The sequence below is a fragment of the Martelella lutilitoris genome (genome assembly GCF_016598595.1).
Taxonomy (GTDB): domain Bacteria; phylum Pseudomonadota; class Alphaproteobacteria; order Rhizobiales; family Rhizobiaceae; genus Martelella; species Martelella lutilitoris_A.
Genome location: NZ_CP066786.1, coordinates 2,728,223 through 2,751,631 on the forward strand (window position 1 = coordinate 2,728,223; position 23,409 = coordinate 2,751,631).

Here is a 23,409-nt window from a genome sequence, read left to right on the forward strand (position 1 = left end):
TCGCTGCCTTCAACCAAGGTCTTATCACTTTCGCTCAATTGCGACAATTTGGCTGCTTGTTACTGTCTCCCATGCGCTTTGGAGGAAAGCGCCTCTGCGCCCTGAGGAGCGCGCAGCCAATTCAGACGACTTGGGAGGAGTCCGATGTCAAAGTTTATCATGAACCGCCGCAGCCTGCTCAGGGCGGGTGCGGCCGCCGGCGTCACGCTGGCCGCCCCCATGCATTTCGTGCGCGGGGCCTATGCGCAGGACATGTCCTGCAACATGCCGACCGGCAGCACCGTCACGCTCGGCTTCAACGTGCCGCAGACCGGCCCCTACGCCGATGAGGGCGCCGACGAGATGAAGGCGCTGATGCTCGCCGCCAAACACCTGAACGGCGAGGGCGACGGCGGCATGCTCGCCACCTTCTCGTCCAAGGCTCTGAAGGGCAACGGCATTCTCGGCAAGAAGGTCAACTATGTCACGGGCGACACCCAGACCAAGTCCGATGCCGCCCGCGACAGCGCCAAGCGCATGATCGAGAAGGAAGGCGCGGTGATGATTACCGGCGGCTCGTCCTCGGGCGTTGCCGTTGCCGTGCAGAGCCTCTGCCAGGACATGGGCGTCATCTTCATGGCCGGCCTCACCCACTCCAACGACACGACCGGCAAGGACAAGCGCCGCTACGGCTTCCGCCACTTCTTCAACGCCTACCAGTCGGGCGAGGCGCTCGCCCCCGTGCTCCAGCAGGAATATGGCTCCGATCGCCGCGCCTACCACCTGACGGCTGACTATACCTGGGGCTGGACGCAGGAAGAATCGATCAAGAACGCGACCGAGGGCCTTGGCTGGGAAACGGTCCAGACCGTCAAGACGCCGGTCGGCGCCGGCGACTTCTCGCAGTACATCACCCCGGTCCTCAATTCCGGCGCCGATGTGCTGATCCTCAACCACTATGGCGGCGACATGGTCAATTCGCTGACCCAGGCCGTCCAGTTCGGCCTCAAGGACAAGCAGGTCAACGGCAAGAATTTCGAGATCGTCGTTCCGCTGTTCTCCCGCCTGATGGCCCGCGGCGCAGGCGATGCGGCCAAGAACATTCTCGGTTCGGCCAACTGGAACTGGTCGCTCAGCGATGATGCCAGCCAGGCCTTCGTCAAGTCCTTCGGCGCGGAATACGGCTTCCCGCCGTCCCAGGCAGCCCACACCTGCTACGTCCAGGCCCTGCTCTATGGCGACGCCGTGGAGCGCGCCGGCACCTTCTTCGCGCCGGAAGTCATCAAGGCGCTGGAAGGGTTCGAGTTCGACGGCATGGGCAACGGCCCGACGCTTTACCGCGCCGCGGACCACCAGTGCATGAAGGATGTGCTCGTCGTGCGCGGCAATCCCGATCCGCAGAGCGAGTTCGACCTGCTGAAGGTCGTCAAGGTCGTTCCCCGTGCCGATGTCGAATACGACCCGGCGATCTTCGGCGGCGAACTCGGCCCGGACACGGCCAAGACCTGCTGAGAACGAACAATCGCTGAAATTCAGGCCGGGCGTTTTCGAAACGCCCGGCCCTTTCCGGCAACAGTGGAAACGCGGTCAATGGACGCCATCATCATTCAGTTTCTGAACGGCCTCGACAAGGGCGCAGCCTATTCGCTGATCGCCCTTGGCCTCACTCTGGTTTTCGGCACGCTCGGCGTCGTCAACTTCGCCCATGGCGCCCTCTTCATGCTCGGTGCCTTCTGCGCCGTCACCTTCAACGCGCTTCTGACCTGGCCGGTCCAGCCGCCCAAGGCCGAGGGCGCGCTGTTCGCGCCGCGCCCGGTGCCCTACATGGAATACGCCTTCGGCGATTTCGGCGCGGCGATGATCAACTGGTCCGTGCCGCTCTCCATCCTGCTCGCCATTCCCGTCATGCTCCTGATCGGGCTCGTCATGGAACGCGGATTGATCCGCTTCTTCTACAAGCGCCCCCATGCCGACCAGATCCTGGTGACCTTCGGGCTGGCCATCGTGCTGCAGGAGATCATCAAGAAGATCTACGGCGCCAATCCCGTGCCCCAGTCCGCGCCAGACGTCTTCGCCGGAACGGCAAATATCGCCGCGTGGTTCGGCATGGCCGACGCCTTCATCGTCTATCCCTGGTGGCGGCTGATCTACTTCCTGTTTGCAGCCCTCGTCATCGGCGCCGTCTTCGCCTTCCTGCAATTCACCACCTACGGCATGGTGGTGCGCGCCGGCATGCGTGACCGGGAGACCGTCGGCCTGCTCGGCATCGACATCGAGAAACGCTTCACCGTGGTCTTCGGCATCGCCGCCGTCGTGGCGGGCCTCGCCGGCGTCATGTACACGCCGATCCTGCCGCCGAACTATCACCTCGGCATGGATTTCCTGGTGCTGAGCTTCGTCGTGGTCGTCGTCGGCGGCATGGGCTCGCTGCCGGGCGCCATCGTTGCCGGTTTCACGCTGGGCATCCTGCAATCCTTCGCCTCGATGAACGAGGTGAAATCCATCATTCCCGGTATCGACCAGGTGATCATCTACCTCGTTGCCGTCATCATTCTCTTGACCATGCCGCGCGGGCTGATGGGCCGCCGCGGCGTGATGGAGGACTAATCCGCATGTTTGCCAATCTCTCGCGCAACGACTGGCTGCTCTACATCGTCTTCTCGGCGATCGTGCTCCTGGCGCCCATCCTGTTCCTGCCGCTCGGCGCCGCCTACCCGGCGCTCTTGCAGAAATTCGCGATCTTCGGGATCTTCGCCATCGGCTTCAACATCCTGTTCGGGCTGACCGGCTATCTCTCCTTCGGCCACGCGGCCTTCCTCGGCGTCGGCTCTTATGCCGCCGTCTGGTCGTTCAAGCTTTTCACCATGAACGCCATTCCGGCCATCCTCTTCGCCGTCATCTGCTCGGGCCTGTTCGCGGCCCTCATCGGCTATGTCAGCCTGCGCCGCTCGGGCATCTATTTCTCGATCCTGACGCTCGCCTTCGCGCAGATGAGCTACAATCTCGCCTATTCGGTGCTGACCCCGATCACCAACGGCGAGACCGGCCTGCAGCTTTCGCAGAGCGATCCGCGCATCATCGACCGCATGTTCCTCGCCCCGACCGAGGGCCTGCCATCGCCGGATTTCTTCGGCATCCAGCTCCAGGGCTATGCCGGGTTCTATTTCTGCGCCATCGCCCTTCTGGTCTGCTTCTTCATCACGCTGAGGATCTTCCGCTCGCCCTTCGGCATGATGCTGAAGGCGGTCAAATCCAACCAGAACCGGATGATGTATACCGGCTTCAACACGCGCCCCTACCTGCGCTCCGCCTTCATCATCTCCGGCATGTTCGCCGGCCTCGCCGGCGCGCTGATGGCCGTCACCGACCCGCTGGCGGGCGCTGAGCGCATGCAGTGGACGGCGTCCGGCGAAGTCGTGCTGATGACCATTCTCGGCGGCGTCGGCACCCTGCTCGGCCCGGTCATCGGCGCGGTGGTGATCAAGTATTTCGAAAACATCTTCTCCTCGTTCAACGACGCAGCGCTCCACAGCGCGCTGTCGGCCCTGCCGGACGCGATCGAGACCCCGCTCGTCGGGCTCCTGTCGCTCTTCGTCGGCGACGGCTGGCACCTGACGCTCGGCCTCATCTTCATGGCGATCGTCATTTTCCTGCCCGGCGGCATCATGGAGGGCGTCAAACGCCTTCGCGCCCGCTTCTCGGGCGGCGGCGGCGGCCGCAAGGCGCAATCCGCCGCCAAAATCCAGCCAGCGGAGTAAACCCATGGCAGACAACAACATCGTCCTGCACGTTGACGACGTCCACAAGAGCTTCGGCGGCCTGCGCGCCCTCTCAGATGTCAATCTCGAGGTCGAAAGCGGCAAGGTCCACGCCATTATCGGTCCGAACGGCGCCGGCAAATCGACCCTGCTCAACGTCTGTATCGGTCGGATCAAACCAAGCCACGGCAGGGTCGTCTTCGCCGGGCAGACGCTCAACGAGCACGAACCGCACGAGATCAACCAGATGGGCGTCTCGCGCGTGTTCCAGACCCCGGAAATCTTCCCGGACCTGAGCCTGATCGAAAACGTCATGATCCCGGCCTTTGCCCGCCGCGACGGCGCCTTCAGGCTGAACGCGGTCAAGGCGCTTTCCGGGGAAAAGGAAATCCGCGAGGAAGCCGAATTCATGCTGGAGGATATCGGGCTTTCCGCCCGCCGCCATCATGAGGCGGGCTCGCTGTCGCGCGGCGACAAGCGCCGGCTGGAACTCGCCATGTGCCTGATCCAGAAGCCGAAGCTTCTGCTGCTCGACGAACCGACGGCCGGCATGGCTCGCCACGACACGAACATGACCATCGAACTCCTGCAGCGGATCAAGGCCCGCGGAATGACCAAGGTCATCATCGAACATGACATGCATGTCGTCTTTTCGCTCGCCGACAAGATCTCCGTGCTTGCCCAGGGGCGCATCATCGCCGAAGGTTCACCCGATCAGGTGCGCGGCAATCCGAAGGTCAGGGAAGCCTATCTCGGGGAGGCCCACGAATGAACATGGTCATGGAGAAAGGCAATCTCGCCGGGGAGCAGATCGCAGTGTCGGAAACAGTCAATGATGCATTCCTGTCGGTTCGCGACATTCATGCCTGGTACGGCGAAAGCTATATCGTGCAGGGCGTGTCCTTCGATATCAGGAAAGGCGAGGTCCTGTCCCTCCTCGGCCGCAACGGCGCCGGCAAGACGACAACGCTCAGAACGCTCGCCCGCCTCGACAATCCGGCGCTCAGCCAGGGAGAGATCTGGCTCGACGGCGAACCGCTTCACAAGAAGAAAGCCTTCCAGGCAGCGCTTTCCGGCGTCCAACTTGTGCCGGAAGACCGGCGGATCATCGGCGGTCTCTCCGTGGAGGAAAACCTTGTTCTGGCACAGGTCGCCGGCGAAAAGGGCTGGTCCATCGAAGAGATCTACGATCGCTTTCCCCGCCTGGCCGAACGCCGCAACCAGGAAGCGGTGACGCTGTCGGGCGGCGAACAGCAGATGCTGGCCGTCGCCCGCGCTCTTGCCCGCAAGATCAAGATCCTCTTCCTCGACGAGCCTTATGAAGGCCTCGCGCCCGTCATCGTGCAGGAGATCGAAAAAATCGTCCGCCAGATCCGCGATCTCGGCATCACCACCATCATCGTCGAGCAGAACGCCGTTGCCGCCTTGAGGCTCTCCGACCGCGCCGTCATTATGGATACCGGACAGGTGGTCTTTTCCGGCAGCGCCCAGGACGTGCTCGACAATGCGGAACTGCGCGAGGAATATCTGGCGATCTGATCGTCTATCGGACCGGCGGCGGGAATCGCTTCTTCCGCCGGTCAATTCCCGCTTTCTTCTATGGTTAACATCTTTCTAACGATTTCCCCCTAACTTCTTGTCAGATTGAAGACATCCATGCGTCGGGCGAGAGAGCGACTGCCGCTTTTTCGACATCCCGGCGTGACAAAGAAGAACGGCATCGCCCGGCACAAGCTGCCGGAGATCTCGTCGGGGAGTACGGCCTTGGTCGATCGTTACCGGGAACTTGAAGGGCTGAAAAATACACGCAAGCTCGACGTCGTGCTGATGGCAACGGTCTCGAGCTTCGGCGCTCTGGAAAAACCGAGTGCCGCCGAGCGTCGCCGTTTTATCGAGCTGTTTCCGCCGGTCTATGAAGCGTCCACGCCGGAGGCCCGTCGACAGGCCGTCGCCGCCCTTTCCGGCAATCCCCATGTCCCGCAGGAGATCTGCCATTATATCGGCACGCAGGAAATCGCCATCTCCGCTCCCTTCCTCGCCCGCTCGCCGGCGCTCTGCGACGAGACCCTGACGCGGCTGATCGAGACCATGGGCGAGGAGCATATTCGCGCGATCATTCATCGCGCCGACCTGTCGCAGAAGGTCATCCAGGCGCTGATCGGCTGCCACCGCCCCGAGGAAGACGAGACGCCGGACGGCAATTTCGACGTGCGCTCAGGCTATCGCGACGAGAGCGAAGCGCTGCGCCAGACGCTGAAGGCCATGGCGGCGAAGGCCGGCAGCGAAGTCGAGGACCGCCTGGGCCTGTCGACGCTCTCCGAACTGCAGACCGCCCTTCTGGTGCGCTTTGCCCGCCGCGGCGAAGGCACGCTGTTTCTCGAGACCTTCGCCCGCGCACTCGGCGGCGACCGGGTGCTGGCCGCAGACATCCTGTCGGAAGAAAGCGGACGACGTCTCGCCGTCGGACTGGTCGCGCTCGGCATGAACAGGGATGATACGCTCTATGTCCTGCCGCGCGTCGCGCCGGGACTTTCGACGGCGCAGATGCCCGCCGATGAAGCGGCGGAACGTCTGGTCGACGCGCTGAAGCCGGCGGCCTGCATCGAGGAACTGCTGGCATGGCAGAACCGGCGCGCCGAGGAAGAGGCGGCTGCCGCCAAGGATGCCCCGCGCAGGCAGAACCGCCGCTCGGCCTGATCTCTCACACGCCGTCGCTGGCCACGGCAAAAAGCCCCTCGACGCTCTCCGTCTCCAGAACCACGACCCACAGATCGCCGTCGAAACGGATTTCCTTCTCAAGCCGCGCCGCAACATCGGCGGCCGGGACCCTGTCCAGACGCTGCTCGAACAGCCGGTCTTCACCGCTCTCGGCGGAAAAAAACTGCGGCGCCGGCATGAACAGGCATTCCTGTCCGTCCCGAAGCACCTGACGGATCGCGATCGCGCCGGCATCGGCCGCGCCCTTGCGCTCCACAACGGCAAAATCGCCATTGGCGAAAACCCGGCGCACCAGGGCCGAAACAAAGATTTCCGATTTGAGGCGCATGGCCAGGCTCTCTTCTCAGGCGGTCAGAGCGCGCCGATTTCCGCAAGCTTGTCGCGTACGGCCGGGCTCGGCTCGCCGGTTTCCGGCAGGCGATAATGCTTCTGGAACTCCAGGATCGCCGCGCGGGTATTGGCGCCGGCCACGCCGTCGACCGTCACGTCGTCATAGGCGATGTTGACGAGGCCGCGCTGGATCTCGACGACCAGGGCATCGGCGGCCGGAGCGGGTTCGTCTGACGCCAGAAGCGCGGCCACCGGATCGACAGAGCCCGCGCCCGCCTTCGTTGCCGCGCGCGGCGTCGGCACTGGCGGCAGTCCGCCGTCATCGCCCTTGAGGATAGCGAGAAGACCCGCATCGGCAATGCCGGTCTCCGCCAGCCCCTGATCAGCCTGAAAGGCTTTCACCGCGGCCTCTGTCAGCGGCCCGGTCACGCCGTCGGGCTTGCCCTTGTAATAGCCGGCGGCGGCAAGCTGTTCCTGAACCTGACGGATGATCTCGCGGTCATCGACAACCGCCGGCTGAGCCTGCGGCTCGGCCTGCGACCGGGCGGCTGTCGCCGGTGGCTCTTTCTCGACCGCCTGCAGGATCGCCATCAGATCGTCGCCGCCGTCATCGCGCTCAAGCGAAGCGACCTCGACCGGTCCGCTATTCCCCTCGCCTTCGAGTTCGATCCTGAAGGTCTCGAAATCCTCCTCGCTCGCCATCCGGCGTCCGGGAACCGCATAGGGGTCTGCGGGCTGGCGCGTCTTCATCAGCGGTTCGGGATGCGGGCCCGGCTGGTACCAGAGCGCATTGGCGGAAACGAAGCTGAGGACGATGCCGAAGACCAGCGGCCCGCCGACCCATGACGGGTGGCGCGCGACAAAGGCCCCGACGGCCGAGGCGCCGCGCCCGATGAGCGAGGGCGTCTTCTTCTTGCTGCGTCTGGTCTTCCTAGCCTTCGCCATTCATCATCACTCTGTCAGTCGTTTGCAACCTCGGGTCGTCGGCGCCAAATTACGCCGCACGGCTTAATGAAGGGTAATGGAACGAAAGGCCCGCGGCCAGACGACAAATCGGCGCAAAAGCGGCAAAAACGGCCAACATGGTTAATGCCCTGTAACAGGAACGAGAACGAGCCTTGCTCCGGTCTTGCGCCATACACCTGTTTTTGCGTCATAAATCAGGACGCTCCCCAAAAAAACCGCCCCGGCCGGCGCGGCGGGCGTCAACAGCCGCCGGCCCTTTTAGCGGCTCATTTACCGTCCTATGATAGCAATCAAGCGCGTGGCCGCCCGGACACGCGAGGCGAAACCCTGAAACGGGCAAGGACATCGATGAGATTTCTGCTGAAATCGGCATTCATGATCTTCGTGCTGCTGCTGATCGTGCCGTTCTTCGCGCCCCTGCTGCTGGGCGACAAGGTCACGCGCAACGAGGCCGTGCTGCCGAGCGGCCGTGACATCGGCAGCGCCGTTTCCGCAGCCCGCGGCACGATCGACTATATGAGCGGCATGTGCGAGGAGCGGCCGGAGGTTTGTGATGACGGCGCAGGCCTGCTGGGTTTTCTCGGCCGGCGGGCGCGGCAGGGGGCGGAAATCGTCTACCTCTATCTCGGCGCGCATTTCGCCGAGGATGAAACGGCCCCCGCGCCGCAGCAGGCGCGGAAAACCACGCGTCCGGAACAGCCCGCAGCCGAGGTGACGGTCGTCGAACGCATGGCCGAGCCCGCCGAAACGCCGACCGACCTCATCCGCACCGGCGCCATCACGCCGGAACCCGAAATCGCGCCCGCGCCACCGACCCCGGCCCCCGCCGTTCAACCGGAGCGCATATCGGGCCTGCCGGAGAACGTGCCGCTGCCAACGCGCCGCCCGCGCTGACAATCGGCCCCGCCCCCGTTTCATTCGCAGGCCGATCGGCCTATATGGAGCGCAACAGAAGACAAGAGGCGCCTCATGAACGAGAAACTCGAGCAGATCATCGACGATTTTTCATTCCTGGACGACTGGGAAGACCGCTACCGCTATGTGATCGAACTCGGCAAGGAACTCCCCGACATGGCGGAGGAGGAAAAAACCGAGGAGAACCGCGTCCATGGCTGCGCCAGCCAGGTCTGGCTTGTCAGCGAAGAAGACGAAGGCGCGGATCCGGTGATCCGGTTTCGCGGCGATTCGGACGCCTTCATCGTGCGCGGCCTGGTGTCGATCGTGCTGACCGTCTATTCCGGCGAGAAGGCCTCGGTGATCGCGGGAACGGATGCGATCAACATCTTCCGGCGGATCGGGCTCGTTGAAAACCTCTCCGCCCAGCGCGCCAACGGCCTCAATGCCATGGTGGCGAAGATCCGGGAAACGGCAGCCGCGGCGCTTCCCGCCTGACGCCGCTTCCGGCGGCCGCCTTCTGCGGCGCCTCACTCCTCGGCAAACATCGCCGCGATTTCGGGCCGGTAGCCCTCGCCGCCCCAGTGGCGGATGGCCCGCCGCGGCGGAGGCGGGGCGTAGTGGCGGGCAAGCGCCAGAAGCGCGGTGCGGACCATCAGCTTCGCCGAGCGCACGGGCCATTGCCGTTCCCGCTCCATCTGTTCCAGGCCTTTTTCGAAACAGACGAAATCGAGCAGAACGTCGGCCAGCTCCGGACCGACGGAGAGGAGCGCGCGGCCGACGCGCCGGCGCGCGTCAAGCGCGCTGTCGGACAGTCCGGCGGCGTCAGCCCGCATCGCGCGCGCGCGGCTTTCCAGCCGCGGCTGAAGCGAGGCCGTGATCCTGGGCTGCATCTGCGCCCGGTTGAAATCCGAAAACAACCGCTCGCCCGCGTCATGGGCGACCTGCGGGAGAAACCGGCCGCCATCGCGCCCCTTCAGGCGGGCCAGCATCTCAAGAGGCGTCTTCTCGCCCGTCCGCGCGTCCGTCATCGCCGCCGCCCTCCGCTCATGCATTTTCCCGCACTCCCGCCGCAACGACGACGGAATAGGCAAGCCGTTCCACCGAGGCGATGAACTCGTCGAAGGCGCGGTCGTCCCGGCGGTCCTCGATCACCCGACAGGAATAGGCAACCGTCGTCCGGTCCCGGCCGAAAGCCGCCCCGATCTCGCTCAGCGACAATTGCAGCGTGACGTGGCAGACATACATGGCGATCTGCCGGAAATGGGAGACCGACCGGCGACGGTCAGCCTTGAGCGAGACGCGATCGCCGGCGACCTGCGCCATCTCCCTGGTGATCAGGAGAACAATGCGGCACGCGGTGCGAATATCCGCCATCTGGCCGGCGCGTTCGAATGACCACGCCCCGGCGACCTGGTGGACAAAGGCCTGCTGGAAGGGCGCTGTGGATTCTGCTTTGTACTCGTTCATGTCATCTCCCGGCTAAAATAGGATTATATTCTTGCACCTGTCGGCACGACGGGGACGGAAGGCGGGTTTCTGTGCAGTCGCCCATCTGTTTTTATTGCTGAATTTTGGTCAATCTTAGGACTTTTTTCCTACTTTGATCAACCGGGTCCTTTTACGGGAGCGAATATGAATATACCCTTAATGCGTGTATGTCGGATATCCCGGCGCAGGAAGCTGACAGCGCTTGCATAAAAAAATGCCAGCGCGCATTCGCGGCTGGCATCAAGATATAAATCTCCTGCGGGACCCGGAGCGCTTGCGGGACTCCGACCCGGAGCGGCGGCTCAGCGCTTGCGGCGCTGGCCGAGCCCCATCTCCTTTGCAAGCCGCGAGCGAGCCTCGGCATAGGAGGGCGCGACCATCGGATAGTCGACCGGCAGGTCCCATTTCTCGCGATAGGCGTCGGGCGTCAGGTCGTGATGGGTCATCAGGTGGCGCTTCAGCGATTTGAAGGTTCCGCCGCATTCGAGGCAGACAAGATGATCGCCGCTGATCGACTTGCGCACGGAAACCGCCGGCTTCTGCTTTTCGGCAGCCGGGACGCTTTCCTGCGGACGGGCCGTATTGCTCAGCGCGGCGTGCACTTCGCGGATCAGACCCGGCAGATCCGTGGTCTGGACCACATGATTGCTGACATAGGCCGCGACAATATCGGCCGTCAGTTCAACGAGGTTCTGGGTATCCTGTTCGACCGCAGCTTCCGTCATTCTTCACTCCTATTCTTTTCTGTTCGTCTTCGACCCCACCGCCAACGTTCCCGCCAGGAGCCGAAACGACGACAATGTCCGGACAGACATTCCGAACCGTCGGCGATTGCTTCGAAGCGTGGGGTACGTTTAGCTTCGGGAGAACGGCCGTCTACCGAACAAGGCCGCGCCCGCATCGACGTAGAGACAGTTTTGTTTTCTATTCCAGCAAGAGCTTTCTGTTCATGCTCACGGCAGCAAATACCACTCTACACAGAAAAGTAAAGTTACATTGTTTAAAAAATAATGCCGATTATGAAAAGTTATAGGAACTTTGATTGAGTCCCGCGCACTTTTTCTTATACTTGGCGAGCAGCCAGGCAAGATTACCGCGCAACTAAACCTCTTCACTACTCTGGAGCTCATCCTGCACGGTTTTTTCATGCAGCGGATAGCCCACCTCATGCGCGGCGCGGGCGAGGAGATGCGCGGAAATCGGCGCCGTCAGCACGAAAAAGGCGATGCCGGCGAAGGCCCGCACGAAAGTCGCGATCTCGGCGGAATGAAAACCGATGGCCAGAAAGATCAGTCCCGAGCCGACCGTGCCCGCCTTCGAGGCCGCATGCATGCGCGTGTAGAGGTCGGGTAGACGCAGAACGCCGATGGCCGCCGTCAGCGTGAACAGCGCGCCGGCCAGCATCAGGAACGAGACGAACAGGGCGACAACATAGTCCATACGGCTTATTCCTTCTTCGTTTCGTCGGCGGAGACAACCGGAACGTCCTCCCCGCTGCTTCCCGAATCATAGGCCATCGGGTGCGGCTTGACCTGAAACCCGGTTTCGGTCTCGTCGCGCATGGCGCTCGAGCGGATGAAGCGGGCAAAGGCCACGGTTGCCAGGAAACCCACGAGGCCGAGGGCAATGGCGATATCGATGTAGAGCGTGAAACCGGAACGAATGGCTATGACGACGATAAAGCCAATGGCGACCGCCACCAGCATGTCGAGCGACAGAACGCGGTCCGGCAGGGTCGGCCCCCTCACCACCCTCACGGCGGTCAGGATAAGCGCCAGCGAGAGGATGCCGATCGAGATGTCGGCGGCGGCTGAAACGATCATATCAGGCGTCATCAGGCGAAGGCCTCCCTGATCTTCTTCTCGAAACCGTTGGCGATGTCGCGGCGAATGCCGTCCGGATCGGAACAGTCGATGGCATGGATGAAGAGATATTTTTTGTCGTCGGAAACATCGACGGTCAGCGTGCCGGGCGTCAGCGTGATCATGTTGGCGAGAAGCACGATCTCGAAATCCTTCTCGAGCGAGAGTTCGAAGCGCAGGATGCCCGGCTTCACCTCCATGCGCGGCGAGCAGACGAGTCTTGCGACCGACCAGGCCGACTTCATCAGGTCATATAGGAACACCAGGAACAGCGCGGTGACGCGCCTTGCCCGCGAGAAATAGCCCGTTCCGCCGAGTTGGTGGCGCACGAGGCCGACGGAGATGGCGCCGATGACAAAACCGAAGACGAGGTTGTGCAGCGAGGCGCTGCCGGTGACGGCAACCCAGACAATGGCCAGAACAAGGTTCAAGAGCAGCATGGATGACATCTAGGACGCTCCCCCGGGAAAGACCGACATGAAATAGGCCTCGGGCGCAAGAAGCCCCTCGATGGCGCGCGTGGCGATCGCAAGCAGCGGCTCGGGATAGACGCCGAAGGCCACGACGAGGGCCATCAGCCCCACCACCGGCAGGCTTTCCGACAGCGTCAAGCGGACCCTGGCTGCGGGCGCCGCGGCGGCGGGCCGCCAATAGGCCAGAAGAAAGACACGCCCCAGCGCGATCGTGGTGCAGAAGCCGGCGAAAAGAATGGCGAAGGCCAGCCACCACTGTCCGTCACCGAGCGTCGCCCGGACCAGCAGCGCCTTCGGCCAGAAGCCGGAGAACGGCGGCAGGCCCGCGGCGGCGAAAAAGGCGGCAAGGCTTAAGCCCGCAAAGGCCGGATTGCTGCGGTAAAGCCCGCCGATCGCGTTCAGCGAAAATCCGCCCGCAAGCTTTCCGGCAAGACCGACGATGAAATAGAGCGCCGTCATCAGGATCATCGAGTGAAGCGCATAGACAAGCGCGCCCTCCAGGCCCGAAATCCCGCCGACGGCCACGCCGGCAAAGATATTGCCGATGCCGACGATCACCACATAGCCGACCGTGCGGCGGATATCATGCTGGGCGATCGCGCCGAGACCGGCAAGCACCATGGTGAGAAAGGCGCTGATCGAGACGAGCGCGCCAAGGCTTTCAAGGTCGGCCGGCAGGATCATCACCATCACTCGCAGGAGGGCATAGACGCCGACCTTGGTCAAAAGCCCGCCGAAAAGGCCGGAGACCACCGTGCGCGGCGTGTGATAGGAAGCGGGCAGCCAGAAATTGACCGGGAACGCCGCCGCCTTCATGCCGAAGGCCACAACGAAAAGCGCGCCGATCGTCGCCGTCGGCAGCATCGGCGCAGCCCGCGCCCGCATGGCGATATCGGCCATATTGAGCGTGCCGAACACGGCGTAGGTATAGGCGACCGCGATCAGGAACAGCGTCGTGCCGATCAGGTTCAGAACCGCATATTTCATCGCCCCGTCAAGCTGTTCGTGGGACGACCCCAGAATCAGCAGGCCGAAGGAGGAGATCAGCAGGACCTCGAACCAGACATAGAGGTTGAAGATGTCCCCGGTCAGGAACGCGCCGGAGACGCCGGCCATCAGCAGCAGAAGAAAGGGATAAAAGCCGTAGCGCCTGCCGCTCGCGCGAATATCGCCGAGCGCGAAGATCGCGCCGGCAAGCCCGGCAATGCCTGCGGCAAGGGCAAAAAGGGCGCCCAGAAGGTCGGCGGAAAAGGCAATGCCGAACGGCGGCAGCCAGCGGCCGGCGACCATGGTGATCGGTCCCTGGGTCGAGACGGCGTAGACCAGAAGGCAGTCCACGACCACCAGAAGGACAAGGGCGGGAATGGCGATGATCGGATGCCAGACGGTGTGCTTGCGGATCAGCATCAGCAAGGCGCCGACCGTAATGCAGATGGCGACCGGCAGAATGACGAGCCAGTCCGTCAGCGTTGACGGTTCCATGGTCAGCGCCAGCGACAGGTCGACGGAATGGGCGGAGGACGAAGCGGCCATGAGGGTGTTTTCTGGTCCTTGTTCAGTAGCCGAGCGGCGGCATGGGCTGGTCCTTGGGTTCGGCGGCCCGCATGTCGTCGGTGTCATCGGTGTTGAGGTCCTGATACGCGCGGTAGGTGAGGACCAGCAGGAAGGCGAAGAACGAAAAGGAGATCACGATCGCCGTCAGGATCAGCGCCTGGGGAAGCGGATTGGCCGTGCCGGCAGGCAGCGTCTCCATGGTCTTCGGAATGATCGGCGGCACCAGGCCGGAGATCCGTCCGGCGGTGAAGATCAGAAGGTTGACCGCATTGCCGAGAATGGCGATGCCGAGCATGATCCGGACGCTGTGGCGCGACAGCATCAGATAGATCGCGGCGGCGAAGAACAGTCCGACAAGACAGGAAAGCACGAATTCCATCAGGCGTGGTCCTTTTCTTCAAGCGCCAGGAAGATCGAGGAAATCGATCCGAAAACCACCAGATAGACGCCGATATCGAAAGTCGTGACCGTGGAGATCGGCACCTCGACGCCGAAGATCACCGGATAGATCCAGTGCGCCGTCATGAACGGCACCTGGGCGAAGATCGAGATGAAGCCCGACAGCGTCGAGAGCAGCAATCCCGCGCCGGCAATCGACATCGGATGGAAATGGATCGCCCGGCGCACCGCCGAGACCCCCGAGGCGATGCCGAAGATCGCGATCGCGGAGGCAGCGATCAGCCCGCCGATGAAGCCGCCGCCTGGCGCGTTGTGGCCGCGCAGAAGAACGAAGATCGAAAACAGCATCATCAGCGCCGAGAGGAACGGCGCGGCGGTGCGAAAGATCAGCGTGTTCATTGTGCCTTCTCCTGTTTGGCGACGGGGGTGGCCTTTGCCCGGTCGGACCGCACGCGGATCAGCGCCAGAATGGCAAGACCGGTGATCATCACCACGGCGATCTCGCCCAGCGTATCCGTTCCGCGGAAGTCGACGATGATGACGTTGACGACGTTCTGGCCGTGGGCGATCACCTTCGAATAGGCATTGAAGAATGCCGTCAGGCTGTCGTTGAACGGCACCTGGGTGACGCGCATCAAAAGCAGGGCGAAACCGAGCCCGCAAAGGCATGCCACCGCGCCGTCAAAGACCTTCTGTCCGAGCGCGCGATGATCCGAGGGCGCAAGGTTGAGCCGCGTCATCACCAGGGTCAGGATCACGACCGATAGCGTTTCGACCATGAACTGGGTGAAGGAGAGGTCCGGCGCGCCGAGCAGCAGGAACAGCACCGCGACGGAAAAGCCCTGTATGCCGAGCGTGACGATCGCCGTCAGCCTGTTGTGGGCATTGATCACCGCGAGCAGGCCGACGACGGCAAGGGCGATGATGACCCAGTGGCCGAGCAGGAAACCCTCCGGCAGGCCGGGCCATTGCGGCAGTTCGCCGAAGGAAACCAGCGACACCAGCAGCACCGCCGCGATGATGCAGAAGGTCGCGGTGATATAGAATTCAAGCCGCCCGGGCTGCACCGTCTGCGTGACCTTGAAGGACAGACGCACAATACCGCGCATAAAACTGTCGAACCAGGCATCCGGCCCGGGACCGAGCCGGGCAAACATGCCGGCCATCGCCGCCCGCGCTTCGGAAAGACGCCAGTAGACGACAAGCGCGATGATCACCGTCAGAACAGAAAGCGCAAGCGGAACGCCGATATGCGGGATCAGCGAAAGGTGAATCTCGACCTCTTCGCCGGCAACGGCCGAGGCCATCGGGCCGGAGAAATGGCTGTTGAAGAAATGGGCGAAGACGGCCGCGAGAAAAGCCGTGGCGCCAAGAACGATCGGCCCGAGCCACATCAGCATCGGCCCTTCATGCGCATGTTTTGGCGTCTCGGTCTTTTCGCCGATAAAGGGCTTCAGCCCGACGCCGAAGCCGACGGCGAACATCAGCGCATTGCCGAGGATCGCGATCAACAGGAAGACCGTCGCATAAAGGCTGCCGGCGGCCAGCGCCTCGTAGATCCCCTCCTTGGCCAGAAAGCCGACGAAGGGCGGCAGGCCGCCCATGGAGATCGCGCCGGCAAGACCGGCGGCAAAGGTGATCGGCATCGCCTTCGCCAGACCGCCGAGTTTCGTCAGGTCGCGGGTTCCGGTCTCGTGGTCGATCAGGCCCGCGACCATGAACAACCCGCCCTTGAACAGCGAATGGGCGATCAGATAGAGCACCGCGCCTTCCGCGGCGTGCGGAATGTCCATGCCCGTCATCATCACCATCAGGCCGAGCGAGGAGACCGTCGTATAGGCCAGCATCAGCTTCAGGTCGGTCTGGCGGATGGCGAGCAGCGTGCCGACGATCAGCGTCGCCGCGCCGAAGACCGGCAGAACGATGGTCCAGAGCGCGGTATCGCCCATCACCGGGTTCAGCCGCATCAGAAGATAGACGCCGGCCTTCACCATGGTGGCCGAATGCAGATAGGCGGAAACCGGCGTCGGCGCCTCCATCGCGTTCGGCAGCCAGAAATGGAACGGAAATTGCGCCGACTTCGTGAACGCCCCGCCGAGCACGAGAATGAAGGCTGCGAGATAGAGCGGGCTGTCACGCAGCACATTGCCGGTCGCAAACAGCGCCGAAAGCGAGGAAGCGCCGGTGATGTGCTGGATCAGCAGCACGCCGGCCAGCAGCAGGAGACCGCCGCCGCCGGTCACCACCAGCGCCTGGATCGCGGCGCGGCGCGAGGCTTCCTTCTCATTGTCGAAGCCGATCAGCAGGAAGGAGGTGATCGAGGTCAGCTCCCAGAAGACGAACAGCATCAAGAGGCCGTCGGAAATCACCACGCCCAGCATCGACCCCATGAACAGGAACATGAAGGACACGAACCGCGCCTGCTGGGCATGGCCCTTCATGTAACCGCCGGCGTAGAGAATGATCATCGTGCCGATGCCGGTGATCAGGATCGCGAAGGTCAGCGACAGGCCGTCCAGCAGGAAGGAAAAGCGAAGCCCGAGGCTCGGCACCCAGTCATAGCCGCCGGTCAGCACCGCGCCTTCGCCGATCCTCGGCACGAGGCGGATGAACTGGATGAGCGAGAACAGCGGGACAAGGGCAAGAAGCCACGGCGCACTCGACTTGAAGATACGGTAGAGTATCGGAGAAAGAACCGCGCCCAGAAAAGGCAAGCACAAGGCCAAAAGAACAAGAGCCGTTTCACTGGCGGTCATGGCGTCTCCAAAAAAACTGACAATATACAAGCCGGACGGGTAAATAGTACAGACAACAGACGTGTTACGACAAGAAAAGCACCGGCTCAAGAGCGATCGGCGCCTTTTCGCATCCGCGAAATGACGCACCACAGGTTTCATCACTTGCGTGACATCGAGCGGACGCAAGCCATTGCTTTTTCTCGCCCGGAAACCCAAGTAAGACGGCGGGCGATCCCATTAAACGGTAAAACAATCCGGAGCGCGACATTGACCCAGAGCAATAAACAGAAAAAAACGCTGTCCGATTCACAATGGCGTGAAGAACTGACCCCGGAACAGTACCATATCCTGCGCGAGCAAGGCACCGAGCGGCCCTTCACCGGCCCGTACTGGAACAGTTTCGAATCAGGTACCTACTATTGCGCCGGCTGTGAGACCGCGCTGTTCCGCTCGGACACCAAGTTTGACGCCGGCTGCGGCTGGCCGAGCTTTTTCGAGCCGGTCGCGCCCGGCGTCGTCACCGAATTGCGCGATGTTTCCCACGGCATGATCCGCACGGAAATCCGCTGCGCCAGTTGCGGCGGTCATCTCGGTCATGTCTTTCCCGACGGCCCTCCCCCGACCGGCCTGCGCTACTGCATGAACGGCCATGCCATGCATTTCGTCCCGGACGAAGGCTGAGGGCCGCAGGTGCCGTCGGCCTTTCGGGGCCGGCGCATGTGGCCCGGCGCGCGGCGCGTCAGGAGCGCGCGTTCCCGCGAAAGAGAAAAAGAAAGCGCTAACATGAAGAGCGGCCGGCTGATTGCCGCGGGCACGAGGAATCCCGTCGCCAATCAGCCGACCGACCCCACGAGACCAGGAGATGCGGCGGACCTGAGCATCATGGGGCAACTGCCAAAGGCAGTTTCATCAATTTTGTACGCTCTGAAATAATAATCAACCGATTTTCGATGTTTTCGCCCGAAACCGGCGCTTTCATGGTTAACGGCCAAGCATTTATACAGGATTTACCGGACGGCCGAAAACCGGGCGACTGCTTGCCGCAGCCGAAACGCGCTGCGCCGCAGCGCCGGCGGGCGCGAAACGCCAGGAAGATCAGACGGCGGATTTCTTCGCAACGGCTTTGCGCTGCTTCAGTTTACTTCCGTCAGCGCGGTGCGGATGGCAAGGGCAGGATCAACGGCCGGCTGATAGGCGTCCTGCACCCCCTCCCCCAGAAGCCTGGCGAGATTGGCATCGAGACGCTGGCGCAGCGCCGCAATCGCCTGTTCGGCGTCGTCGCGGCGACGGTCGGGGTAGAGAATGGCGAAGAGCCCATCTTCCACGCGGCTTGCCGCATCCCGCCCGCTCAGGTGATAGCGGATCAGCGCCGCGACGGCTTCCGCCCGTGCGCCGCTTTCATCCTCCGGCACGCGGACAACGCCCATATAGAGCGGCGCGCCGGCGGTCGAGGCCTCGCGCTTCAGCGCGTTGAGCGTCGTTGCGAAACGCTCCGGCGCCAAGAGCCCGGTATCGCTCTCGACCGTTTCCGGCGCCTCGGCAAGATCATCGATCGCCGTGCCGAGCGCCTCGACAAAGCGCTTGCGGCGCAGATGCAGAAGCGCCCGCAGGATCAGCTCGCCGGTCTCGCCCGGCCATGCCATGCAGTCATCGGCGCTGCGCGCGGCGTCGCCGGAAATATCGGCGAGCCCGCCCGGTTCGCTGAGCGCGAACAGCGGCACGAAACGCATGCCCGGCACACAGCGGAGCTGGCCGCAGATCCTGAGGCCGTCGGCGAGCACAGGCCCGCCATGGACAAGCACGAGGTCGAAGCTCTGGCTGGAAGCCAGGTAGAGCGCCTCCCGCAGATTGCCGGTGGCAACCGTGGTCGTCAGCGAAAGCATGCTCTTCAGAAGGTCCCGGCGCATCGCCGGATCCTCGGCAACGATCAGCACCCGCACCGTCTCGTCCGGCACGGCGGCGGCGCGCGGGGCAGAGGGCCAGGCCTCGGCAAATGCGCCCGCCTCGCTCTGCAACGTCCGGAACCGCAGGAGAGCGGAAATTCGCGCGGCCGCCGTTGCCAGATTGTGTTCAAGCCCGATCACGTCATCGGCGCCGGCGCGCAGCGCGGCGAGCCTGAGCGTGGCGTCCGCCCGCTCCGGCGTCACGAGGGCGACGGGCGCGCTGACGCCCGAATCATGTTCCTTGAGGATGCCGCAGCAGGCCAGCGCCGGCCCCGGCGCGTCGTCATCGACGGCCACCAGGATGAGGCTTGCGGCGTTGACCGCCGCCATGGTGGTCTCGCTGTCGGAGAAGTCGGCCTGGAAGAACCCGACCGACCAGCCGCTCAACATCGCCGTGAGCGTCTGGGCCACGGCGCCCTCGCCGCCGATCAGGACAATGCTTTCATGCGTCGCGCGTCTCAACGTCGTCCCCTCAGGCATCACCCAGATAGGTCTTCACGGTCTTGATGAAGTTCGGCACGGAGACCGGCTTCGACAGATAGGCATCGAAACCCGCGCCGCGAATGCGCTCCTCGTCGCCGCGCATGGCGAAGGCCGTGACGGCGACGATCGGGATCTTCGCGAGTTCGCGATCGGCTTTCATCTCCCGGGCAATGTCGAGACCCGATTGTTCCGGCAATTGAATATCCATCAGTATCAGTCCGGGCCTGAACAGGCGGGCGAGCGCCACCGCGTCCGTCCCTGTCCGGCTTTCCACCACTTCATAGCCCTGCGCCTCGACGAGATCACGAAACAGCTTCATATTCAAATCATTGTCTTCGACGATCAGAACCTGTTTTGCCATTCGCGCTATCCCCTTGCACCGGCCCCTGTACCGGCTTGCAACGCGCCGGCAAGAAGCTAGAATCACGTCCGTGCCCGTATCAGCGCATCAGATGCCGAGTTTAGGGCGATTTGGTTAAGAAACGGAAATCCGCTTGCAACATTTTCAAGAAGAGCCGGAAAATTCGGCGTCGGAACAAGACCTCGCCATTGCCATTCTGGTCTGGCTCTCCCGCGAACCCGAGATGCTGAGCCGATTCTGCGCGCTTTCAGGCGTGGAAGCCGGCCAGTTGCGCGCGCTCGCGGGCGATCCGGGCTTTGCGCGCGCCATGATCGGCTTCATCGCCGGCCATGAGCCGACGCTGATGGCGTTCTGCAGCGACAACGGCATTGCCCCGGAGACCGTCTCGCGCGCCTGGCAGCGGCTCGAATACGGCCACGGTGGAGACGAATGACCCGGCTTGCGGAAGCATCGGCGGACGACCTTCGGATCGGCCACCGGCCGCTTCTGGTCGTCGATGTCGACGAGGTGGTGCTGCAGTTCGTCGCGCCCTTCAAGGCCTTCCTGCGCGCGCATGATCACGAACTGAGGCTGGAGACCTTTGCCTTGAACGGCAATGTCATTTCGCTGAAGGACGGCCGGCGCGTGGAAAACGCCGAGGTCAAGGCGCTGATCTCGTCCTTCTACGACAGCCAGGAAGACTGGCAGGAACCCTTCGCCGCCGCCCGCCAGACCCTTGAAGGCCTGACGGATGTCGCCGATGTTCTGCTTCTGACGGCCATGCCGCCGCGCCATCGCGAAAAAAGACGGCGGCTGCTTGCCCGCCACGGCTTCGATTTCCCGCTGATCGCCTCGGAAGAGCCAAAGGGCGAGGTACTGAGAGACCTTTGCGAGACCAGGCCGCCGCTGCTGATCTTCGTCGACGACATGCTCTACAATTGCCGTTCGGTTTCGTCATGCCTGCCGGAGGCGCTGACGATCAACCTCCTGATCGATGACGATTACCGGGCGCTGGCGCCTCAGACCACGCCGCCATCCGTCGTCGCCACGGGCTGGGACCACGCCGAGGCCATCATCCGCCGGCATATCGCGGAGAATAGTTGAACCCGGCAATCCGCGCTTGCCTTGACCGGACGCCGGCACTATTTTCGCCATGTTCAACCTTTGTTCCGATGGCTGAGATGACTTCCAAGGCAAACGGCTTTTGCCGAGACTGTCTCGCCCCGGCGGCGTCCGGTGTGCGCCGCTGCGCGACATGCGGCAGCCCGCGCCTTCTGTGCCATGAGGAATTGTTCACGCTCTCGATTGCCCATATCGATTGCGACGCCTTCTATGCCGCCATCGAAAAGCGCGACGACCCGTCGCTGGCCGACAAGCCGGTGATCATCGGCGGCGGCAAGCGCGGCGTCGTTTCCACCGCCTGCTATATCGCCCGTATTCGCGGCGTGAAATCGGCGATGCCGATGTTCAAGGCGCTGGAGGCCTGCCCGGAGGCGATCGTCATTGCGCCGAACATGGAGAAATATTCCGCCGTCGGCCGGCAATTGCGGAAGATGATGTTCGACCTGACGCCGCTGGTCGAGCCGTTGTCGATCGACGAGGCCTTCCTCGATCTGTCCGGAACCGAGCGCCTGCACAAGGCACCGCCCGCCGAAACGCTCGCCCGCTTCGCCATCCGCGTGGAAAAGGAGCTCGGCATCACCATATCCATCGGCCTGTCCTACTGCAAGTTCCTCGCCAAGATCGCCTCGGACTTCCAGAAGCCGCGCGGCTTTTCCGTGATCGGCGAGAAGGAGGCCATGACCTTCCTCGCCGACAAGCCCGTGGGCATGATCTGGGGCGTGGGCAAGGCCTTCACGGAAACGCTGAAGCGCGACGGGCTGACGACGATCGGCCAGTTCCAGCAGATGGAGAAGAACGAGCTTCTGCGCCGCTACGGCACGATCGGCCAGCGGCTCTATCATCTGGCGCGCGGCGAGGATACGCGCAGCGTCAAGCCCGAGCGCGCCACCAAGAGCATTTCCAACGAGACCACCTTCTTCACCGATATCAGCGATTTCGAGACGCTGGCGGGACATCTGCGCCGGTTGAGCGAAAAGACCGCGCGTCGGGCCAAGGCTGCGGGCTTTGCCGGACACGCCGTGACGCTGAAGCTGAAGACCGCCGACTTCAAGAGCCGCACCCGCAGCCGACATCTGGAAGCGCCGACGCAGCTTGCAGACCGGATATTCGCCACCGGTCTGTCACTGATGAAGAACGAGGCCGACGGCACGAAATTCCGCCTGATCGGCATCGGCATCAGCGAACTCTGCGACCCCGCGATCGCCGACCCGCCCGACCTCGTCGATCCGAAGGCCGCCCGCCGCAAGGCGGCGGAAAGCGCAATGGATGCGCTGCGGGACAAATACGGCCTCTCGGCCGTGGAGACCGGCTACACCTTCCGCCCGGACGGGAAGAAGAAAAAGGACGAGGACGGGCGCTAGAGCATTTCGCAGTCAGATGTAAACATCTGACGCCCGCGAAAATGCGTCAAAACAAATAGATAGAGCGGTTGCGCGTTTCAATGAAAGGCGGAACCGCTCTAGCGCATCGGCCCGAAAATCGGAATCGATTTTCGGAAAGCACGATGCGTAGATTCAATAGGTTAGAGCGTCCTTTGTGCGTCCGAATGGACGCACGCTCTAGTTCCGCTCAGACGCCGGCGGCCGCACGCTTCCCGCCGTCAGCTGCCACGGCTTTCTCGAACTTCGCCAGTGCCGTGCCGGAAAGCCTGCCCTCACGGACGAAATGCACCTTCATCGGGTCAACCTTGCGGCCGTTGACGGAGACCGCGTAATGCAGGTGCGGTCCGGTCGCAAGGCCGCTCTGGCCGACATAGCCGATCACCTCGCCCTGCCGGACTTTTGCGCCCGCCTTGATGCCGTCGGCGAAACGGCTCTGGTGGCTGTAGGCGGTCTCGTAGCCATGGCCGTGGTCGATCACCGTCATCCGCCCCTCGCCGCCGCGCTTGCCGGAAAAACTCACCACGCCGTCCGCCGCCGCGTAGATCGGCGTGCCGACGGGCGCGGCCCAGTCGACGGCGGCATGCATGCGCGAATAGCCAAGCACCGGATGCTGCCGGTTGCCGAACCCGGACGTGCGCCGCCCGTCAGGCACAGGATTGCGCAGCAGATACTGCCCGAGGCGATAGCCTTCGGCGTCGAAATAGCCGGTCTTCCCCGTGTCGGGATCGCGGTAGCGATAGACATCGACCTTGCTGTTGCCGAGCTTCACCACCATGTCGAAGGCGCCCGCGGCAAGGCTCGGCGTCTCTTCCGCCGCATAGGAAAGCTTCATCCTGTCGTCCGGCCCGGAGGATGCCACGGTCTCGCCTTCAGGCGGGCTGACGAAATGGTCGATAGCGGCATCTTCGCTGTTTGCCGCAAGCATGGAAGTGCAGCCCGTAAGAGCGACACTGGCCGCCAGGCAAATTACGATAAGC

27 protein-coding genes are annotated in these 23,409 nt (G+C 63.2%); 12 read left to right on the forward strand and 15 right to left on the reverse strand.

The genetic code is table 11. The features are described 5' to 3' along the window. Positions 1 to 144: 144 nt before the first annotated feature. From JET14_RS12935 to JET14_RS12960, 6 genes are all read left to right on the forward strand, one after another. Positions 145 to 1,491 carry a substrate-binding protein gene (locus JET14_RS12935; protein ID WP_200334038.1) on the forward strand — a complete coding sequence of 449 codons (1,347 nt, stop codon included), beginning with the start codon at positions 145 to 147 and terminating at the stop codon, positions 1,489 to 1,491. Between the two features lie 78 nt (positions 1,492 to 1,569). After that, positions 1,570 to 2,586 carry a branched-chain amino acid ABC transporter permease gene (locus tag JET14_RS12940; protein ID WP_024706508.1) on the forward strand — a complete coding sequence of 339 codons (1,017 nt, stop codon included), beginning with the start codon at positions 1,570 to 1,572 and terminating at the stop codon, positions 2,584 to 2,586. A 5-nt stretch (positions 2,587 to 2,591) separates the two neighbouring features. Beyond that, entirely contained in the window at positions 2,592 to 3,737 is a 1,146-nt protein-coding gene (locus tag JET14_RS12945; RefSeq protein ID WP_200334040.1) for a branched-chain amino acid ABC transporter permease, read from the forward strand. A gap of 4 nt (positions 3,738 to 3,741) precedes the next feature. Continuing rightward, positions 3,742 to 4,509: an ABC transporter ATP-binding protein gene (locus JET14_RS12950; RefSeq protein WP_024706510.1), complete on the forward strand. Its 768-nt coding sequence runs from the start codon at positions 3,742 to 3,744 to the stop codon at positions 4,507 to 4,509. A gap of 8 nt (positions 4,510 to 4,517) precedes the next feature. Then, positions 4,518 to 5,276: an ABC transporter ATP-binding protein gene (locus JET14_RS12955; RefSeq protein WP_051423975.1), complete on the forward strand. Its 759-nt coding sequence runs from the start codon at positions 4,518 to 4,520 to the stop codon at positions 5,274 to 5,276. A gap of 162 nt (positions 5,277 to 5,438) precedes the next feature. Further along, positions 5,439 to 6,434, forward strand: a complete 996-nt coding sequence (locus JET14_RS12960; RefSeq protein ID WP_200334041.1) for a hypothetical protein — start codon at positions 5,439 to 5,441, stop codon at positions 6,432 to 6,434. 4 nt (positions 6,435 to 6,438) lie between these two features. On the opposite strand, the gene JET14_RS12965 is transcribed toward JET14_RS12960, so the two are convergent. Together JET14_RS12965 and JET14_RS12970 are read right to left on the reverse strand one after the other, a co-directional pair. Further along, positions 6,439 to 6,783, reverse strand: a complete 345-nt coding sequence (locus tag JET14_RS12965; protein ID WP_200334042.1) for a DUF1491 family protein — start codon at positions 6,781 to 6,783, stop codon at positions 6,439 to 6,441. Between the two features lie 23 nt (positions 6,784 to 6,806). Beyond that, positions 6,807 to 7,730 (reverse strand): peptidoglycan-binding domain-containing protein, encoded by a 924-nt coding sequence (locus JET14_RS12970; protein WP_200334043.1) that lies wholly within the window; start codon positions 7,728 to 7,730, stop codon positions 6,807 to 6,809. Positions 7,731 to 8,099: 369 nt separating this feature from the next. Between JET14_RS12970 and JET14_RS12975 the strand changes: the two genes are divergently transcribed. Continuing rightward, positions 8,100 to 8,645 carry a DUF5330 domain-containing protein gene (locus JET14_RS12975; RefSeq protein ID WP_200334044.1) on the forward strand — a complete coding sequence of 182 codons (546 nt, stop codon included), beginning with the start codon at positions 8,100 to 8,102 and terminating at the stop codon, positions 8,643 to 8,645. A 75-nt stretch (positions 8,646 to 8,720) separates the two neighbouring features. Beyond that, positions 8,721 to 9,143, forward strand: coding sequence for a SufE family protein (locus JET14_RS12980; RefSeq protein ID WP_200334045.1), 423 nt, complete (start codon positions 8,721 to 8,723; stop codon positions 9,141 to 9,143). 32 nt (positions 9,144 to 9,175) lie between these two features. Here the strand turns inward: JET14_RS12980 and JET14_RS12985 are convergent, their stop codons facing one another. The 10 genes from JET14_RS12985 to JET14_RS13030 all read right to left on the reverse strand — a co-directional run bounded on the left by JET14_RS12985 (position 9,176) and on the right by JET14_RS13030 (position 17,180). Continuing rightward, positions 9,176 to 9,700 (reverse strand): DUF6456 domain-containing protein, encoded by a 525-nt coding sequence (locus JET14_RS12985; protein ID WP_200334047.1) that lies wholly within the window; start codon positions 9,698 to 9,700, stop codon positions 9,176 to 9,178. Then, positions 9,693 to 10,115 carry a helix-turn-helix domain-containing protein gene (locus JET14_RS12990; protein ID WP_246750309.1) on the reverse strand — a complete coding sequence of 141 codons (423 nt, stop codon included), beginning with the start codon at positions 10,113 to 10,115 and terminating at the stop codon, positions 9,693 to 9,695. Before JET14_RS12990 ends, JET14_RS12985 begins: the two co-directional genes overlap by 8 nt. A gap of 323 nt (positions 10,116 to 10,438) precedes the next feature. After that, positions 10,439 to 10,861, reverse strand: a complete 423-nt coding sequence (locus tag JET14_RS12995) for a MucR family transcriptional regulator (RefSeq protein ID WP_200334049.1) — start codon at positions 10,859 to 10,861, stop codon at positions 10,439 to 10,441. Positions 10,862 to 11,237: 376 nt separating this feature from the next. Further along, positions 11,238 to 11,576, reverse strand: a complete 339-nt coding sequence (gene mnhG, locus JET14_RS13000; protein ID WP_200334050.1) for a monovalent cation/H(+) antiporter subunit G — start codon at positions 11,574 to 11,576, stop codon at positions 11,238 to 11,240. Between the two features lie 5 nt (positions 11,577 to 11,581). Then, positions 11,582 to 11,971: a cation:proton antiporter gene (locus JET14_RS13005; RefSeq protein WP_081725725.1), complete on the reverse strand. Its 390-nt coding sequence runs from the start codon at positions 11,969 to 11,971 to the stop codon at positions 11,582 to 11,584. Next, the gene (locus JET14_RS13010; protein WP_246750310.1) at positions 11,971 to 12,447 is read right to left on the reverse strand and encodes a Na+/H+ antiporter subunit E; all 477 of its coding nucleotides are present in this window, start codon (positions 12,445 to 12,447) and stop codon (positions 11,971 to 11,973) included. Before JET14_RS13010 ends, JET14_RS13005 begins: the two co-directional genes overlap by 1 nt. Then, a complete protein-coding gene (locus JET14_RS13015) occupies positions 12,448 to 14,004 on the reverse strand; it encodes a Na+/H+ antiporter subunit D (RefSeq protein WP_200334051.1) in 1,557 nt (518 codons plus the stop codon). It lies immediately after the preceding gene. 22 nt (positions 14,005 to 14,026) lie between these two features. Further along, a complete protein-coding gene (locus JET14_RS13020; protein ID WP_200334052.1) occupies positions 14,027 to 14,404 on the reverse strand; it encodes a Na+/H+ antiporter subunit C in 378 nt (125 codons plus the stop codon). Next, the gene (locus tag JET14_RS13025) at positions 14,404 to 14,823 is read right to left on the reverse strand and encodes a Na(+)/H(+) antiporter subunit B (protein WP_024707332.1); all 420 of its coding nucleotides are present in this window, start codon (positions 14,821 to 14,823) and stop codon (positions 14,404 to 14,406) included. The genes JET14_RS13020 and JET14_RS13025 overlap by 1 nt, the downstream gene beginning before the upstream one ends. Then, positions 14,820 to 17,180, reverse strand: a complete 2,361-nt coding sequence (locus tag JET14_RS13030) for a putative monovalent cation/H+ antiporter subunit A (RefSeq protein ID WP_200334053.1) — start codon at positions 17,178 to 17,180, stop codon at positions 14,820 to 14,822. Before JET14_RS13030 ends, JET14_RS13025 begins: the two co-directional genes overlap by 4 nt. A gap of 249 nt (positions 17,181 to 17,429) precedes the next feature. On the opposite strand from JET14_RS13030, the gene msrB reads away from it, so the two are divergent. Continuing rightward, positions 17,430 to 17,843: a peptide-methionine (R)-S-oxide reductase MsrB gene (msrB, locus tag JET14_RS13035; protein ID WP_246750633.1), complete on the forward strand. Its 414-nt coding sequence runs from the start codon at positions 17,430 to 17,432 to the stop codon at positions 17,841 to 17,843. A 452-nt stretch (positions 17,844 to 18,295) separates the two neighbouring features. Here the strand turns inward: msrB and JET14_RS13040 are convergent, their stop codons facing one another. Together JET14_RS13040 and JET14_RS13045 are read right to left on the reverse strand one after the other, a co-directional pair. Continuing rightward, positions 18,296 to 19,567 (reverse strand): hypothetical protein, encoded by a 1,272-nt coding sequence (locus JET14_RS13040; RefSeq protein ID WP_200334055.1) that lies wholly within the window; start codon positions 19,565 to 19,567, stop codon positions 18,296 to 18,298. A gap of 10 nt (positions 19,568 to 19,577) precedes the next feature. Beyond that, a complete protein-coding gene (locus tag JET14_RS13045) occupies positions 19,578 to 19,949 on the reverse strand; it encodes a response regulator (protein ID WP_024707337.1) in 372 nt (123 codons plus the stop codon). Positions 19,950 to 20,082: 133 nt separating this feature from the next. Between JET14_RS13045 and JET14_RS13050 the strand changes: the two genes are divergently transcribed. From JET14_RS13050 to JET14_RS13060, 3 genes are all read left to right on the forward strand, one after another. Then, entirely contained in the window at positions 20,083 to 20,382 is a 300-nt protein-coding gene (locus JET14_RS13050) for a DUF3572 domain-containing protein (RefSeq protein ID WP_200334057.1), read from the forward strand. Next, positions 20,379 to 21,032: a hypothetical protein gene (locus tag JET14_RS13055; RefSeq protein WP_200334059.1), complete on the forward strand. Its 654-nt coding sequence runs from the start codon at positions 20,379 to 20,381 to the stop codon at positions 21,030 to 21,032. The genes JET14_RS13050 and JET14_RS13055 overlap by 4 nt, the downstream gene beginning before the upstream one ends. A gap of 77 nt (positions 21,033 to 21,109) precedes the next feature. Beyond that, positions 21,110 to 22,411, forward strand: a complete 1,302-nt coding sequence (locus JET14_RS13060; RefSeq protein WP_200334061.1) for a DNA polymerase IV — start codon at positions 21,110 to 21,112, stop codon at positions 22,409 to 22,411. A 208-nt stretch (positions 22,412 to 22,619) separates the two neighbouring features. Here JET14_RS13060 and JET14_RS13065 read toward each other — a convergent pair whose 3' ends face one another. Next, on the reverse strand, positions 22,620 to 23,357 hold the full coding sequence (locus JET14_RS13065; protein ID WP_200334062.1) for a M23 family metallopeptidase: 738 nt from the start codon (positions 23,355 to 23,357) through the stop codon (positions 22,620 to 22,622). Positions 23,358 to 23,409: the final 52 nt, after the last annotated feature.